Source organism: Gordonia sp. (in: high G+C Gram-positive bacteria), from assembly GCF_020438995.1.
Classification (GTDB): domain Bacteria; phylum Actinomycetota; class Actinomycetes; order Mycobacteriales; family Mycobacteriaceae; genus Gordonia.
Map to the genome: position 1 here is coordinate 1 of NZ_JAGQTN010000019.1, position 14868 is coordinate 14868.

Sequence of the window (14868 nt, forward strand, 5' to 3'; positions counted from 1 at the left end):
CCTTACCTCGATGCCATCGCCCGCGAGTTGAACGAACGTCCCCGTGCGGTGCTCGGTTTCTACACCCCACGAGAGAAATTTGAGGCGCTACTCAAGGCCAATGTTGCTTCCACGGCTTGACACTGCCCATCGGTATCCGTCGCGACCAACAGACGGTATGCGTCGTGTGCGTCCTTGTCGTTGAGGCGATCAGGACTACCCACTCGTTCGCCGATCTTGTGCAGCTTGGCGACGAGGAGCGCGGCCGGACCCGCGACATTGATGATGGCGCTGCGGCCACTTCCGTCAAGCGCATCGACGGTCATCGGAGCCTTGTCGACGATGGCCGCTTCGATCCCTGCCGCCCGTCGCGCAGAGTGCTTGCTGTGCGGAGGAATACGCACACCGCGACGGCTTCCGGAGCCGGCGAGGTACTCGGGGACCATGAGGTCGACGGGTATCCCCGTCGGCGACATCCAGGCTCCGGGCTGCTTGCTGACCGGGTTGAGGATGAATCCGGCGGCTGTCATCGCCTCTTCCAGCCTCGGATCCTCGCCGAGTGTACGGGCGTCGATGGCCAGGTCCGAGTCCTTGGTGGCTTCGGCGAGCGCGAATGTCGCGTTGCCGGTGCGCAGATAGATCGCTTGGGCACCGATCAGGACAACCGCGTCCTTGTGGGCCGTGAGCGCCTCGACCGCGTCGAGGAGCGCAGTACGTGCTTCAACGATCAAGTTGTCGACGCCAGACATCCTCGTTCTCCTTCATCCAACTCAAGAGGTAGTCGCCTTCGGCGGGGTTACGGCCCGGGCCACTGAGTAGGTCGGCAACCGCCTGGCTGGGGGCGACGACGGTGATATCGCGCCAGGTCGATGTGCGTTCGAACACCACCGGCGAGCGCGGTACAGCAATCAAGACATTGGCACCTGCCGCGACCGGACGCAATCCGATTTCGGCTGCGAGTGTGGCCGGGTCGTCCGTATAGATCAGGCTGAGACGAGCGTCTGCGTAGGGTGCGTAGGGCTGGGCCGCCACCGAGCCACTTACCGCGTAGCGCTGCGTCGAGGACTGCTTGGCTAGTTTCGTGACCAGGGCGTCGATCCCCCGCGGTTCGAGGAAACCGTAGGTCGTGCTGGTGTCAAGGTACGGGGATTCCCTGCTCCATCGCGATAACAGTTCAGGCCAGTCGACGTCGGTGATCGGCCCGCGGTCGGCGCGGGTCAGCAATCCCTCGCTCACGAGGTAGTCGCTGAGGCGATACGCCGCGCCGATCGAAGCCCCCGCCTGGGCGGCCAACTCCGCGACCGAGTACGGCGGAACGAAGTCGACCAGTGCGCGCACGAGTTTGGCAGCTGGGAGGCCCTTGAGATTGGTGGTGGGCCGGCCTGGACCACGCCACGGGTCAGCGCTCGCACCTCGGTCGGATAACAGGATCAATGGATCATCCGAAACCAGCCATAGGTTTCCAGTCGCGTCGGCGTATGCGATACCGCGCCCTTGCAGAGTTTGCCGCTGTTGAGGGCTGAGATAGCGAGCGACGAGCATAGGTCGCTGGGACGAGTTGTCGTCGCACAGCTCGAGCAGCCGATCGACGGCGACGGACAGCGGGTTCGACCCCACAGTTCGTCTCACGTCGATGACGTACGTCAGCACCTCCACGCCATCGCGGACGAGCGAGAGCGAGAGCGGGTCGACCCGGTCACCTGCGCCGTTGGTGGTATCCGAGCTTCGGATCTCGGCGGCTGTCCGAACCATCCACCTCTCAGGAAGGTTCGCCTGCACACGCGCAGCAGCCCTGGCGAGCACCTCGACCTCAGTCTTCGGTACCTCACCGTAGCCTTCAGCAGGCCCTGCGCGCGTCGGCAAGAGTCTGGTCATTTCTCGATAATAGGCGAGTTCCGTAGACTGTGGAAGATCGTTATTTTCGAGAAGGAATTCCGTAAACTGCCATGCTGGCAACTAAGTAGACTCGCTATCATTGATGACAATGATAATCGGCCAGCTATCAGAGGGTGAGCTCCCATGAAGAACGTGACCATCCGCAACCTCAGCGATGAAGTACACCGGGCTATACGGGTGCGTGCCGCGGAGAACGACCGCAGTGTCGAAGCCGAGATGCGGGCGATTCTCGCAGAGGCCGTCCAGCCTCGCGACCGTGTCCGACTCGGTTCGATGCTCGCGGAGATCTGGTCGGAGGATCCACTGACCGACGACGAACACGCGATCCTCAACAGTCGGGACCGTACGCCGCACGAGCCGATGGACCTCACCGAGTGATCCTCCTCGACACCAACGTCATCAGTGAACCGATGCGGCCGGATCCCGACCCGCACGTCATCGCATGGTTCGACGCGCAGAACGTGGACACGCTCCACCTCAGCGCGGTTACGGTCGGTGAGCTTCGGTACGGTGTGGCGGCGCTGTCGGCCGGGCGACGTCGCGACATGCTCACAGAACGACTCGAGCAGCGCACACTGCCCGTGTTCGGTGACCGCATCCTGCCGTACGACATCACCGCCACCGAGCACTACGCACGGCTGATGGCGCGAGCACGCGCATCCGGACTCGCCATCGCCACCGCTGACGGCATGATCGCCGCCGTTGCCGCCGCAGCGGGTTTCATCGTCGCGACCCGTGACCAGTCACCATTCGAAGCGGCCGGGGTGCCGACGATCAATCCGTGGCAGTAACCGCGGCCATACCTTGCGCTGAGTTCCGGAATCCGGAACTCAGCGCAAGGTATGTTCGCCGTTCAGTCAGTACAGCGCGCTGGCGAGCTTGCGTCGGGCGGTGATGACGAACGGCTCGGCGGGGTCGAAGAGTTCGAAGAGTTCAAGCAGTCGGGTGCGGGCCTTGGTGCGGTCGTCGCCTGCGGTCACCTTGACCAGGGCGATGATGCGGTCGAAGGCCGCCTCGGGTTGCTGGTTGGCCAACAGGACGTCGGCGGCGGCGAGTTGGGCGTCGACGTCACCGGGGGCGGCGGTGTCGACGATCGACGGGTCGTGAGCGCTGGCGCGGAGCATGAACTCCAGGTTGCGGACCAGCGATGCGGCTTCGGTGTTGGTGGGTTCGTCGGCGGCGATCGCCTTGTACGCCTCCAGCGCGCCGGCGAAATCGCCGTCGTTCATCAGTTGGTCGGCGGCGGCCATCCGTTCGTCGATGACTGGTTCGTCGGCCGGAAAGTCTGCGCCGGTGAAGGTGTGGCCGACCTTGGCGAGGATATCGTCGATCCAGGCGGCGACCTGACCGGCGGGCTGAACGCCCTGGAACGCGGTGACCGGCTGGCCCTGCGCGATGGCGATGACCATCGGGATCGACTGTGCCCGGAAGGCCTGCGCGATACCGGGATTGGCGTCGACGTCGACCTTGGCCAGCACCCAGGACCCGTTGGCACCTGCGGCCAGCGACTCCAGGATCGGCGACAGTTGCTTGCAGGGACCACACCAGGTGGCCCACAGATCGACGATCACCAACTGCCGGGTGGACCGTTCGATGACGTCGGCCTCGAACGTGGCGTCAGTGACGTCGATGACCGCCGGTCCACCGGCAGATGGCTGAGTCGGTGCTCCCGCCTCAGGCGCGGCGGGACGCGGTGCGGGACGGGCATTCTGGGCTGCGGCGCGCTGGGCGTCGGCGCGTTCCTTGAGGGCTGTGAGATCCACTGCCCCGGACATTGCTACGGCAGCGGCGGCCTGCTGCCGACGAGTGGGTCGAGTCACCTGTCCAGTGTGTCACGCCTCTCGTCAGGCGCGGGGAGCGACCACACCCGCGGACGCAGCGGCGAAGGCCAGGGCGACCACCGCCACTGCCAACGCACCCGACAACCCGACCGCACCGCCGAGGAACCCGATGACCGCGGGACCCGCCAACATGCCCAGGTATCCGCAGCCGACGACCACCGAGATCACCCTGCCACTCGCATGAACGGTGAGATTTCCGGCGGCGGTGAAGATCTGCGGGATCAGCCCGGCCAAACCGATGCCGAACACCGTCCACCCGCCGATGGCCAGCGGCGCGACCGGTGCCAGCACCGCCAGCGTCATCCCGGCTGCCCCGATGAGCGCGCCGTACCGCACAAGACGCACCGGCCCGACGGAGGCGGCGATCGGGTCGATACCCAAGCGCGCCACCGTCATCGCGGCACTGAACGCGCCGAACGTGATGGCACCGATGGCCTCGGTGGTCCCGAACGTCTCGACCACGTGCAGCGCACTCCAGTCGTAGGCGGTGCCCTCGGCGAGCATCAGCGCGAACGCGACCAGCGCCATCAACCCCAGTTGCCGCAGGTCAACATCCCGCCACCACCGCGGATCGCCCGGCGGGGACGGATCATCGTCGGTAGCAGCCGCTTCGATCCGTGGATCGCCGTAGCCTCGCGGCACCAGACCATGCCGGACCACAGCCACCACCCCGACACCGAAGACCGCACCACCGATCACCGTCGGCACCACGCCGACATCGAGCCACAGGGTCAGTGCCACCAGCCCGGACCCGACCAGGCTGCCGACCGAGAAATACCCGTGGAACGCCGACATGATGGGTCGCCGGTAGGCCCGTTCGACCGCGACTGCCTGGGCGTTCATCGACACGTCGAGCGCCCCGTTGGCAAACCCGAACACCGCCAGCGACGCCGCGAGCGCCTCGGGACTGCGGGCCAGCACCGGACCGATGATCGCACCGCTGAGCAGCAGCGCGGCACCTACGGTCGTAGGACGTGGGCCCCAACGGTCGGTCGCCGGGCCGCACAACTGCATCGCCACGAACGCCGACACCCCGATCAGCAACAGCAGGCCGCCGAGCTGGGCGTGCGAGACGTGCGCCCGATCGGTGATCACCGGAATGTGTGCCACCCATAGCGCGGCGAGAAATCCGTTCAGCGCGAAGACCGCGGTGACACTCAACCGTGCCCGCACCGCAGACGGACCATCGATCGAGGCCGAGCGACTCAATGAGATGGACTACCTTGAGGTGGACTACGCGGTCGCCTGCATCGTCACCGGCGCACCGGCCGAAAGCTCGGCGAGGTGACCGTTGCGGGCGGCCCACCACTCGAATACCAGCGTGCCGAAGGGCGGGATGCTCGATACCAGCGCCAGCACAGTCACCTTGGCGTTCCACTTCAGTGCAGCGGCGGTGACGAAGGAGATCACCACGAAGGCGATGAACACGATGCCGTGCACCATGCCCGGAACCTGCACCGCGCCGGGGTTGTCGGCAACCCGCTTGACGATCATCGCGATAATCAGGGCGAACCATGTGATCGCCTCGAGAATTGCGACAAAACGGAAACGTTTGGCGGGCGTGCTGAGGTCGAAGATGCTTTTCACCATGCTCCCATTGTGCCGAACAACCCAGAGTCTCTACTACAAGGTGTAGTACAGATCTCGTTTCAGGCCTTCGGAACCCGCACGATCAAGGCGTCACCCTGTCCACCGGCACCACACAGCGCGGCGGCACCGATACCGCCACCGCGGCGCTGCAATTCCAATGCGAGATGCAGGGTGATACGTGCGCCCGAGGTGCCGATCGGGTGACCGATGGCGATGGCACCACCGTTGACGTTGACGATGGATTCGTCGACGCCGAGTTGCCGCGCCGACGACAGACCGACAGCCGCGAACGCCTCGTTGATCTCGATCAGATCAAGATCAGTAGCAGCGATACCCTCACGGGCACAAGCCTTTTCGATGGCATTGGCGGGCTGTGCCTGCAGGCCGGAGTCGGGACCGGCGACTACGCCGTGCGCACCGATCTCGGCGAGCCAGGTCACCCCGAGCTCCTCGGCCTTGGCCTTGCTCATGACCACGACGGCCGCGGCGCCGTCGGAGATCTGCGACGAGTTGCCGGCGGTGAGCGTGCCGTCCTTGCGGAACGCCGGACGCAGCCGGGCCAGCGAATCGGCCGACGTACTTGCGCGCACACCCTCGTCCTCGGTGAACTCGATCGGATCACCCTTGCGCTGCGGGATGCTCACCGGCACGATCTCGTCGGCGAACACGCCGTTCTTCTGCGCGGCGGCCGCGAGCTGGTGGCTGCGGGCGGCGAACTCGTCCTGCTGCTCGCGGGTGAAACCGTCGGTGTCGTTGCCCTGCTCGGTCAGCAACCCCATCGCCTGATCGGTGAACGCGTCGTGCAGTCCGTCGAAGGCTGTGTGATCGAGGATCTCGGCGTTGCCGTACCGGTAGCCGCCGCGCGCACCGGGAAGGATGTACGGCGCCTGCGTCATCGACTCCTGACCACCGGCAACGACGACGTCGAACTCACCGGCACGGATCAGCTGGTCGGCCAGCGCGATCGCGTCGATACCCGACAGACACATCTTGTTGATGCTCAGTGCGGGAACGTCCCAGCCGATACCGGCCTTGATGGCGGTCTGGCGGGCCGGCATCTGCCCGGCGCCGGCGGTGAGCACCTGCCCCATGATCACGTACTGTACTTCGGAAGCGGGCACGCCCGCCTTCTCCAGCGCACCCTTGATGGCGATCGCCCCCAGGTCGACACCGCTGAAATCCTTGAGCGAACCGCTCAGTCGCCCGAAGGGCGTCCGTGCACCGGCAACAATGACAGTCGACATTTGGGGACCTCCAGCAGGTGTTCGTGAACGTGGCCCGGACATGGATGCCGCCGCGTCTACCGAGCGGCCGTTCGGGTCATTGGATAAGACGCTACCGTGAGACCATGACCACACCACCGGCAGACCCCACTGCCACCCCCGCCACCGCCCTCATCGCCGATCTCGTCACCGCCGTCGACCACGTCGGTATCGCCGTCCCAGATCTCGACGCCGCCAAGAAGTGGTACGCGGACAACCTCGGGTTCGTGACGCTGCATCAGGAGACCAACGTCGAGCAGGGTGTCGAGGAGGCGATGATCGGGCCGGCCGGTGCCGACGCCTCCGGAGCCGCCGTCATCCAGTTGCTCGCTCCGCTCAACGAGGAGTCCACGATCGCCAAGTTCATCGCACGCAGCGGTGCGGGCCTGCAACAGCTCGCTGTTCGCGTCACCGACGTCGACGCCGTTTGCGAGCGTCTCACCGGCGCCGGAATCCGCGTCCTATACCCCGCTCCGAAGCGCGGCACAGCGGATTCACGGATTAATTTCGTGCATCCGAAAGACGCTGGTGGCGTACTTCTTGAGCTTGTCGAACCAGCCGCACACGGTGTAGGACACTGACGGCGACTCGGTTAAACTCGCGGCATGGCAGCTGGACCGGGGACGGACACATTCACCGTAGTGATGCGCGGATTCGATCGCGACCAAGTGATCGAGCACCTGCGGCGAGTAGACGCCGAGATGCGGCTGCTGGCCGCCGACCGCGACGCCGCGTCGGTCAACGCCCGTGAGCTGGCGGCCCACCTGGAAAGCGCTCGCGACGAGATCGCCGAATTGCGCGGCGAGGTCGACCGGCTGTCCGTGCCGCCGACGACCGCCCAGGGGATGAGCGAGCGCCTGTCCCGAATGCTGCAACTTGCCTCCGACGAGGCCTCCGAGATGCGTGCCGAGGCCTCCTCCGAGGCCGCCGAGACGCTGTCCATCGCCCGGCAGGAGTCCGAGAACCTGCGCAGATCCGCCAAAGAAGAGGCGGACAGGGTGCGGTCGGAGGCGCAGACATTCGCCGCCAAGCTCAAGCGGGATGCACAAACCAACGCCGACAAGAGCAAGCGAGACACCGCTGCCGACGCGGAAAAGGTGCGTCGCGAGGCACAGGCATTCTCCGACAAGACCATCAAGGATGCCCAGTCCACGGCGGCGAAGACGGTGCAGGAAGCGAAGGCCTACTCCGAGAAGACGCGGGCTGAGGCCGACGCCTACTCCGACAAAACCCGCAGCGATGCTCAGACCTTCGCGCGGACCACCACCGCCGACGCCAAAGCGCTCGCCGACAAGACCACGACGGACGCCAAGAACCTCGCCGACAAGACCAAGGCCGACGCCAAGGCTTTCGCCACGAAGACGACCACCGAGGCCAAGGCACTCGGCGACAAACGCATCGCCGAGGCCACCGAACGTGCCCGCGAGATCCGCGAGCAGGCCGACACCGACGCGCTGGCCATCAAGGAGCGTTCGCGGGAGATCGCACAGGCCCGGCTGGCCCGGTCCCGCGAACTGCTCGGTTCCGCCGATTCGGTGCGCCGCAACATCATCAGCCAGGTCATCGAGATCCGCAGCCTGCTCAACGAACTGCCCGAGAAGCTCACGCACGAGGGCAAGGACGATCCCCTGCTGCTGGCCTCCGAGATCGACGACGTCGACTTGATCAACAAGACGCTCAGCGGCGAGGCGAAGATCACCGCCGACACCGTCCGGCGCTGATCGCCCGGTCCGGTCAGAACAGCCGGAACTCGTTGCTCTCGGCGCCGCGCAGTTCGTCGTAGTCGAGCACCACGCAGCGGATGCCCCGATCCTCGGCCAGCGTGCGGGCCTGCGGTTTGATCTGTTGTGCGGCAAACACGCCGGCGACGGGGGCGATCGTCGTATCACGGTTGAGCAGTTCCAGGTAGCGCGTGAGCTGCTCGACGCCGTCGATCTCCCCGCGCCGCTTGATCTCCACCGCCACCGTGTGACCGTCGGCGTCACGGCACAGGATGTCGACCGGCCCGATCGCGGTCATATACTCCCGCCGGATCAACGTATGCCCGGCACCGAGCGTATCGATGTGCTCGGCCAGCAACTCCTGTAGATGCGCCTCGACGCCGTCCTTGACCAGTCCGGGGTCGACGCCGAGTTCGTGGCTCGAATCGTGTTCGATCGACGCGATGGTTATGCGCAGTTCTTCTCCCGCCTTGTTGGTGACCACCCAGTACGCCTCGGCATCGGTACCGTCGGGCACCTCGGCCTCGGTCAGCCGGCACGGGGGGCTCATCCAGTTGAGCGGCTTGTACGCGCGATCGTCGGCGTGCACGCTCACCGAACCATCGGATTTGATCAGCAGCAACCGCCTGGCCATCGGCAGATGGGCCGTGAGCCGTCCGACGTAGTCGACCCGGCATTCCGCAATCACCAAACGCATCCCGCAGAGTCTAGTGGCTACTGCGGCGCGCCTTCGAGCTGGATCGACTCGGCCGCCGCAACAGCCTCCTCCATCGTCGAGTACATATGTGGCAGTTCAATTTTCGATACCCCAGGCAGACCCGTCCGTTCCTCCAGACGACTCAATCCGTCACGCAGCGCACCATCCGGGTCCACCAACAGCACCCGTTTGCCACGCTCAGCCAGCGACAGACCACCGCCGACCACCATGCGCCGGGCCACCGGATCGATGACGTCGACTCTGGAGATCTCGACGATCACGATGTCGCAGCTGTCGATGTCGCGATCGATACGCCTCAGCACACTTTCCACATCGCTGAAGGTCAGGTCGCCCTGCAGCTCGTACACCCGAGCGCGGTCGCGGCAGCCACGGAGATACGCACGATGAGTGCCGGTCCACCGCGGCCCGACCTCGAATTCGCCGATGTCATAGACGGAGCGGATCGTCACCCGGCTGTCCCGTGCGATATTGAACATGTGCAGGCCGAGATCCGCCGAGAGGTGCCGGCACGTGTCGACGCCGCGGACACTGTTGCCGTGGTCGTCGAGCCTCGGCGAGAACACACCGATCCCCAGCTGCCCCGGCAGTGAGCCGAGAATCCCGCCGCCGACACCGCTCTTCGCGGGGATACCGACCGAGGTGACCCAGTCGCCGGCGCCGTCGTACATACCGCAGGTGGTCATCACGCTGAGCAGGCGCTGCGCGGTTCGCCGGCTGAACACTCGCCGGCCGGTGCGCGGGTTGAGGCCGCCGCAGGCGATCGTGATGCCGATGACTGCCAGGTCGTCGGTGGTCACCCGCAACGAGCATTGCCGGAAATAGAGATCGAGGGCAGCGTCGGGGTCGGTACCGATGACCCCGAAACTGTCGAGCATGTATGCGATGGCCCTGTTGCGCGATCCGGTGGACTTCTCCGACCGGTACACGTCGTCGTCGATCGTCAGAACTCGCCCGGCACATGCCGAATAAAACTCCACGAGCTCGGCGAACACCTCGTCGACGGACTCCGCGCGCACTTCCCGATCTTGCGGAAGCAGCAACGATGCCGCAGTGATCGCCCCTGCGTTGATCATCGGGTTGCGGGGCCGGCGTCGGCTGTCGACGCTGATCTCGTTGAACGCCTCCCCCGAGGGTTCCAGCCCGATCTTCGCGTCGACGATGTCCGGCCCGTGCTCGCCCAACGCCATCGCGTACGTCAGCGGCTTCGACATCGACTGGATCGTGAACTCGGTGGCGGTGTCTCCGACCGAGTAGATGTAGCCGTCGTGCGCGCACAGCGACAACCCGTACTGCTCGGGGTCTGCCGCCGCGAGTTCGGGAATGTAGTCGGCGACCTTCCCGGACCGGTCCCCTGCGCACTGGTCGGCGATGTGCTGAAGGTATCCGGCCACCAACGATGTGCGGCCCTCGGTCAACGACGTCATGCGGCCAACGCTAGGGCATGCCTCCCATACGCCGACCGCGGACGTCGACGGTGTCGGCGAAGCGGTACGGTCCCGCGACGATCAATCCGCCGAGATGCTTACGCAGGCGCGACATTTCGGCGCGCACAGTGACGGTGCGGTCGGGCACGCCGAACAGGTGCGTCGACAGCTGTGCCGCGCTCGCCCCCTCGGAGTGTGCGGTGAGATACGCAAGGATCTGTGCGTGCCGGGGCGACGGACGGTACGTCCACTTTCCGCTGCCGCCTTCGACGGTGACGATCGACCCACCGTTCGGGCCCGGCGCCAGTTCCAGGATCGTGGTCGCGGTGTCGGCAGATTCGGTGACCCGGACCAGCCAACCGCCCGGAAGTGCCTCGATGTCGCATTCGCCGAGGGTGTTGACCCAGTACCGGCCGGGCGAGTCGACCTGAGGCAGCACCAGGCGTGAGCGTGGCGACACTGTGTCGAGCGCGGCGACCCAGCCGTGCGGGTCGACCGCGAGCGCCGGCCCAGGTGATCGGGCCAGGATCGGTGCGGCCACCGCGCGCAGGGTGTCGAGCGACCGATGATGCTGTTCACGCAACTGCGACTCGGCAAGCCGGGCAACGGCATCGACGAGCGCCAGCGTGGTGGGATGAATGGTGGCGGCCGGCCCGCTGACGTCGACGACACCGAGCGTCTCGCCCGAGCGCGGGTCCTTGATCGGCGATCCGGCACAGGTCCAGGCGTGATGACTGCGCACGTAGTGTTCGGCGGAGAACACCTGCACCGGTCTGCCCGACATCAGGGCGGTTCCGATGGCGTTGGTGCCGACGTTGTTCTCCGCCCAGTCGGCACCTTCGATGAATCCGAGCCGATCGGCCCTCATCAGTACCCGGGGCGAGCCACTGCGCCACAGCACCCGCCCCTGCGCGTCGGCGACCACGAGGATGTTGTCGCCGCCGTCGATGACCGCACCGAGCCCGCGGGTCAGGTCGGGCAGGATCGTCGCCAGGCCGGACGACTGCCGGCGTACTTCGAGTTCGTCGAGGTCGAGGGCGATGTCCGGGCTGCTGGTATCCGGATCCACCCCGGCGCCCTGCACCCGATGCCACGAGTCGCTGATCACCGTCCGCGGTCGTGCGGGCATGCGCGCACCCGACATCGCGGCGTCGTACACCGCGCTCAGGACTTGCGCGAACTGTCTCGGGTCGTCGCCGACATTCACCGCCGGTTCGAGGGATCCACTGCGTGCCATCGACTTCAATTGTGCTCCGCATCACATGGATGCGCAAAGCCGCCGACACCGCAACCCGTTGCAACCCTTGTCCGGGACGCTCGCCCGATGTGTGCTGTACATCACAACCGTGCCGGTGACCACCGGTACGTCTCCCACACAGGAGGTGCACCCAATGACGCAGACCCTCGAACCACCCGCCGCCGAATCCGTCGGCGACGCCCAGCAACGGATCGACGCCTGGCTGGCCAAGTTCAACGAGGCGCTGGCCTCACGCGATGTCGAGCGGGTCACCGCACTCTTCGCGACCAGCAGCTTCTGGCGCGACCTGGTCGCCTTCACGTGGAACATCAAGACGGTCGAAGGGCACGAGGAGATCGCCGACATGCTCCGCGCCCGCCTCGATGACGTCGATCCGGTCGGCTTCGCCACCGCGGACCCGGCCTCCGACGACGGCGACGGCATCGTCTCGGCGTTCATCAAGTTCGAGACGTCCGTAGGCCGCGGCGAAGGACACCTGCGGATCCGGCCCGAGGACGGCGAGGACAAGGGCTGGACCCTGCTCACCACGCTGCAGGAGCTCAAGGGCCACGAGGAATCGGCCGGGTACAGCCGGCCGCGCGGCGCCGTCCACGGCAGCGATCCCGATCCGCGGTCGTGGGCGGAGAAGAAGGAAGCCGAAGCCGCCGAACTCGGCCGCAGCGCGCAGCCGTTCGTACTGGTCATCGGTGGTGGTCAGGGCGGTATCGCACTCGGTGCCCGACTGCGCCAGCTGGGCGTTCCGTCGATTGTCGTCGATCGCCACGACCGCCCCGGCGACCAGTGGCGCAAACGCTACAAGTCGCTGTGCTTGCACGACCCGGTCTGGTACGACCACCTCCCGTACCTGCCGTTCCCCGAGAATTGGCCGACATTCGCACCCAAGGACAAGATCGGCGATTGGCTGGAGTTCTACACGCGGGTCATGGAGGTCCCCTACTGGTCCAAGACCACCTGCACGTCGGCCGTCTACGACGACGAGGCCGGCACCTGGACCGTCGAGATCGACCGCGACGGCGAGAAGATGACGCTGCACCCGTCCGAGCTGGTCCTGGCGACAGGCATGTCGGGCAAGGCGAACGTCCCCACGTTCACCGGCCAGGACATCTTCCAAGGCGAGCAGCACCATTCGAGTCAGCATCCCGGTCCCGACGGCTACAAGGGCAAGAAGGTGGTCGTCGTCGGTTCCAATAACTCGGCGATGGACATCTCCAAGGCCCTCGTCGACAACGGCATCGACGTCACGATGATCCAGCGGTCCTCCACGCACATCGTCAAGTCCGATTCGCTGATGGAGATCGCGCTCGGCGATCTGTACAGTCAGCGCGCCGTCGACAGCGGAATGACCACCAAGAAGGCCGATTTCACGTTCGCCTCACTGCCGTACCGCATCATGCACGAGTTCCAGATCCCGGTGTACGACGCCATCCGCGAACAGGACAAGGAGTTCTATGACGGGCTCGCCGCCGCCGGTTTCGACCTCGACTTCGGCGACGACGATTCGGGCCTGTTCATGAAGTACCTGCGACGCGGATCGGGCTACTACATCGACGTCGGCGCGGCCGAGCTGATCGCGGACGGCAGTATCAAGCTGGCCCACGGCAACGTCGACCACCTGACCGAGAACAGCGTGGTCCTCGACGACGGTTCCGAACTGCCCGCCGACGTCGTCGTCTACGCCACCGGATACGGCTCGATGAACGGCTGGGCCGCCGACCTGATGGGTCAGCAGATCGCCGACAAAGTCGGCAAGGTCTGGGGTCTGGGCTCTGACACCACCAAGGATCCCGGTCCATGGGAAGGTGAGCAGCGCAATATGTGGAAGCCGACCCAGCAACCACATCTGTGGTTCCACGGCGGCAACCTGCACCAGTCGCGTCACTACTCGCTATATCTGGCGCTGCAGCTCAAGGCGCGTTATGAGGGCATCCCGACACCCGTGTACGGGCTGCAGGAAGTGCACCATCTGAGCTGATCCGCCGACGCACTCTGAGCACCCGGGACTGTCACCGTCCCGGGTGCTCAGTACGTTCCGCCGGACATTCGCCCCAAAGCCCACCGATTCGGACAGCATCGGCGTGCGTCGCACTAGGCTGGTGGCAGCTGCCGATCGGAGACACACAATGAAACTGCTCGTCGCCTACATCGCCACCGCCGGCGGGGCCGACGCCGTTGCCCTCGGGTCATCGCTGGCCCGCACCCTCGACGCCGAACTCGAACTGTGCGTCGTCATCCCGCCCGAGCCGCACGCGCCGGGGACCGACGAGCAGAGCGACATAGACAAGCTCTCCGACGCCCTCGATCACGCCGCCCAGGCCTGGCTCGACGACGCGACCGCGATGATTCCCGACGACATCGAAACCACCGCGACGATCGCCACCGACGCCAATCCGGCCTCGGGCCTGATCCGGCAGGCTCAGAAGTCGGGAGCCGACCTCATCGTCATGGGCGGTTCGGGCGGCGGCATCCTGGGCCGGCACACACTCGGGACCGTCGTCAACGGCATCCTGCACTCCTCCCCCATCCCGGTCGCGCTGGCACCCCTGGGTTTCAGCCATGTCGGTGCCGAACAGGTCCGGGAACTCACTGTGATGATCGGCCATCGACCCGGCACCGATCTGCTGTTCCAGACGGCCATCCGGGCTGGGCTGCGGGCACATCGCCCGATTCGCATGGTCTCGCTGGTGGCACTCGACGAGGTTCAACCCTGGGCCGACACCCCCGACGACGTGGCTGTCGCCGACGCCCGCACGCACGCCCAGTCAACCCTCGATGAGGCGCACAAGCGGCTGCCGGCCGACTTCCCGATCTCCTCGACGATTGCGCAAGGCCACACCATCGAGGAGGCTGTGACCTCGCTCGAATGGCACGACGGCGACGCGATCATGGTCGGTTCCAGCCGGCTCGCCGCCCCCAATACGATCTTTCTCGGTTCCACCGCATCAAAGATCCTGCGTGCCTTGGCCATTCCGATGATTGTCGTCCCAGGGACTACCGTCGACTGAAATTACTTTGGGCCCCTGACACCAGGTGTCAGGGGCCCAAAGGGGTTGGGTTGCGGCGGTGTCCTACTCTCCCACACTGATCAGGGTGCAGTACCATCGGCGCTGGTGGGCTTAGCTTCCGGGTTCGGAATGGGTCCGGGCGTTTCCCCACCGCTATAGCCGCCGCAAATCTGTGAA

Annotated in this window: 15 protein-coding genes and 1 rRNA gene; 6 read left to right on the forward strand and 10 right to left on the reverse strand. The window is 65.9% G+C overall.

What is annotated here, in order from left to right:
- Positions 1-59 precede the first annotated feature (59 nt).
- Positions 60-728, reverse strand: coding sequence for a GSU2403 family nucleotidyltransferase fold protein (locus KDB67_RS01605; RefSeq protein ID WP_291011555.1), 669 nt, complete (start codon positions 726-728; stop codon positions 60-62).
- Complete coding sequence (locus tag KDB67_RS01610; protein WP_291011558.1) at positions 700-1935, reverse strand: hypothetical protein; 1236 nt, start codon at positions 1933-1935, stop codon at positions 700-702. The genes KDB67_RS01605 and KDB67_RS01610 overlap by 29 nt, the downstream gene beginning before the upstream one ends.
- A gap of 63 nt (positions 1936-1998) precedes the next feature.
- On the opposite strand from KDB67_RS01610, the gene KDB67_RS01615 reads away from it, so the two are divergent.
- Together KDB67_RS01615 and KDB67_RS01620 are read left to right on the forward strand one after the other, a co-directional pair.
- Positions 1999-2253 (forward strand): plasmid stabilization protein, encoded by a 255-nt coding sequence (locus KDB67_RS01615; RefSeq protein ID WP_291011559.1) that lies wholly within the window; start codon positions 1999-2001, stop codon positions 2251-2253.
- Positions 2250-2666, forward strand: a complete 417-nt coding sequence (locus KDB67_RS01620; RefSeq protein WP_291011561.1) for a type II toxin-antitoxin system VapC family toxin — start codon at positions 2250-2252, stop codon at positions 2664-2666. Before KDB67_RS01615 ends, KDB67_RS01620 begins: the two co-directional genes overlap by 4 nt.
- A 66-nt stretch (positions 2667-2732) precedes the next feature.
- Here the strand turns inward: KDB67_RS01620 and KDB67_RS01625 are convergent, their stop codons facing one another.
- The 4 genes from KDB67_RS01625 to KDB67_RS01640 form a co-directional block, all read right to left on the reverse strand.
- Positions 2733-3650 carry a tetratricopeptide repeat protein gene (locus KDB67_RS01625; protein WP_291011590.1) on the reverse strand — a complete coding sequence of 306 codons (918 nt, stop codon included), beginning with the start codon at positions 3648-3650 and terminating at the stop codon, positions 2733-2735.
- Between the two features lie 69 nt (positions 3651-3719).
- Positions 3720-4877, reverse strand: coding sequence for an MFS transporter (locus tag KDB67_RS01630; RefSeq protein WP_291011563.1), 1158 nt, complete (start codon positions 4875-4877; stop codon positions 3720-3722).
- Between the two features lie 72 nt (positions 4878-4949).
- Positions 4950-5306, reverse strand: coding sequence for a DUF3817 domain-containing protein (locus KDB67_RS01635; protein ID WP_291011566.1), 357 nt, complete (start codon positions 5304-5306; stop codon positions 4950-4952).
- Positions 5307-5365: 59 nt separating this feature from the next.
- Complete coding sequence (locus KDB67_RS01640) at positions 5366-6550, reverse strand: acetyl-CoA C-acetyltransferase (protein ID WP_291011569.1); 1185 nt, start codon at positions 6548-6550, stop codon at positions 5366-5368.
- 104 nt (positions 6551-6654) lie between these two features.
- On the opposite strand from KDB67_RS01640, the gene mce reads away from it, so the two are divergent.
- Both mce and KDB67_RS01650 read left to right on the forward strand, forming a co-directional pair.
- On the forward strand, positions 6655-7149 hold the full coding sequence (gene mce / locus KDB67_RS01645; protein WP_291011572.1) for a methylmalonyl-CoA epimerase: 495 nt from the start codon (positions 6655-6657) through the stop codon (positions 7147-7149).
- A 24-nt stretch (positions 7150-7173) separates the two neighbouring features.
- A complete protein-coding gene (locus tag KDB67_RS01650) occupies positions 7174-8289 on the forward strand; it encodes a hypothetical protein (RefSeq protein ID WP_291011575.1) in 1116 nt (371 codons plus the stop codon).
- Positions 8290-8302: 13 nt separating this feature from the next.
- Here KDB67_RS01650 and nucS read toward each other — a convergent pair whose 3' ends face one another.
- The 3 genes from nucS to KDB67_RS01665 are packed head-to-tail and all read right to left on the reverse strand — an operon-like array spanning position 8303 to position 11668.
- Positions 8303-8986, reverse strand: coding sequence for an endonuclease NucS (gene nucS / locus KDB67_RS01655; RefSeq protein WP_291011578.1), 684 nt, complete (start codon positions 8984-8986; stop codon positions 8303-8305).
- A gap of 17 nt (positions 8987-9003) precedes the next feature.
- Positions 9004-10431, reverse strand: a complete 1428-nt coding sequence (glsA, locus tag KDB67_RS01660; RefSeq protein ID WP_291011581.1) for a glutaminase A — start codon at positions 10429-10431, stop codon at positions 9004-9006.
- 10 nt (positions 10432-10441) lie between these two features.
- Positions 10442-11668: a helix-turn-helix domain-containing protein gene (locus KDB67_RS01665; RefSeq protein WP_291011583.1), complete on the reverse strand. Its 1227-nt coding sequence runs from the start codon at positions 11666-11668 to the stop codon at positions 10442-10444.
- 154 nt (positions 11669-11822) lie between these two features.
- On the opposite strand from KDB67_RS01665, the gene KDB67_RS01670 reads away from it, so the two are divergent.
- Positions 11823-13661, forward strand: coding sequence for an NAD(P)/FAD-dependent oxidoreductase (locus tag KDB67_RS01670; protein ID WP_291011585.1), 1839 nt, complete (start codon positions 11823-11825; stop codon positions 13659-13661).
- A 148-nt stretch (positions 13662-13809) separates the two neighbouring features.
- Positions 13810-14691 carry a universal stress protein gene (locus KDB67_RS01675; protein WP_291011588.1) on the forward strand — a complete coding sequence of 294 codons (882 nt, stop codon included), beginning with the start codon at positions 13810-13812 and terminating at the stop codon, positions 14689-14691.
- A gap of 50 nt (positions 14692-14741) precedes the next feature.
- On the opposite strand, the gene rrf is transcribed toward KDB67_RS01675, so the two are convergent.
- Positions 14742-14858: ribosomal RNA gene (gene rrf, locus KDB67_RS01680) — 5S ribosomal RNA — on the reverse strand.
- Between the last annotated feature and the right edge of the window lie 10 nt (positions 14859-14868).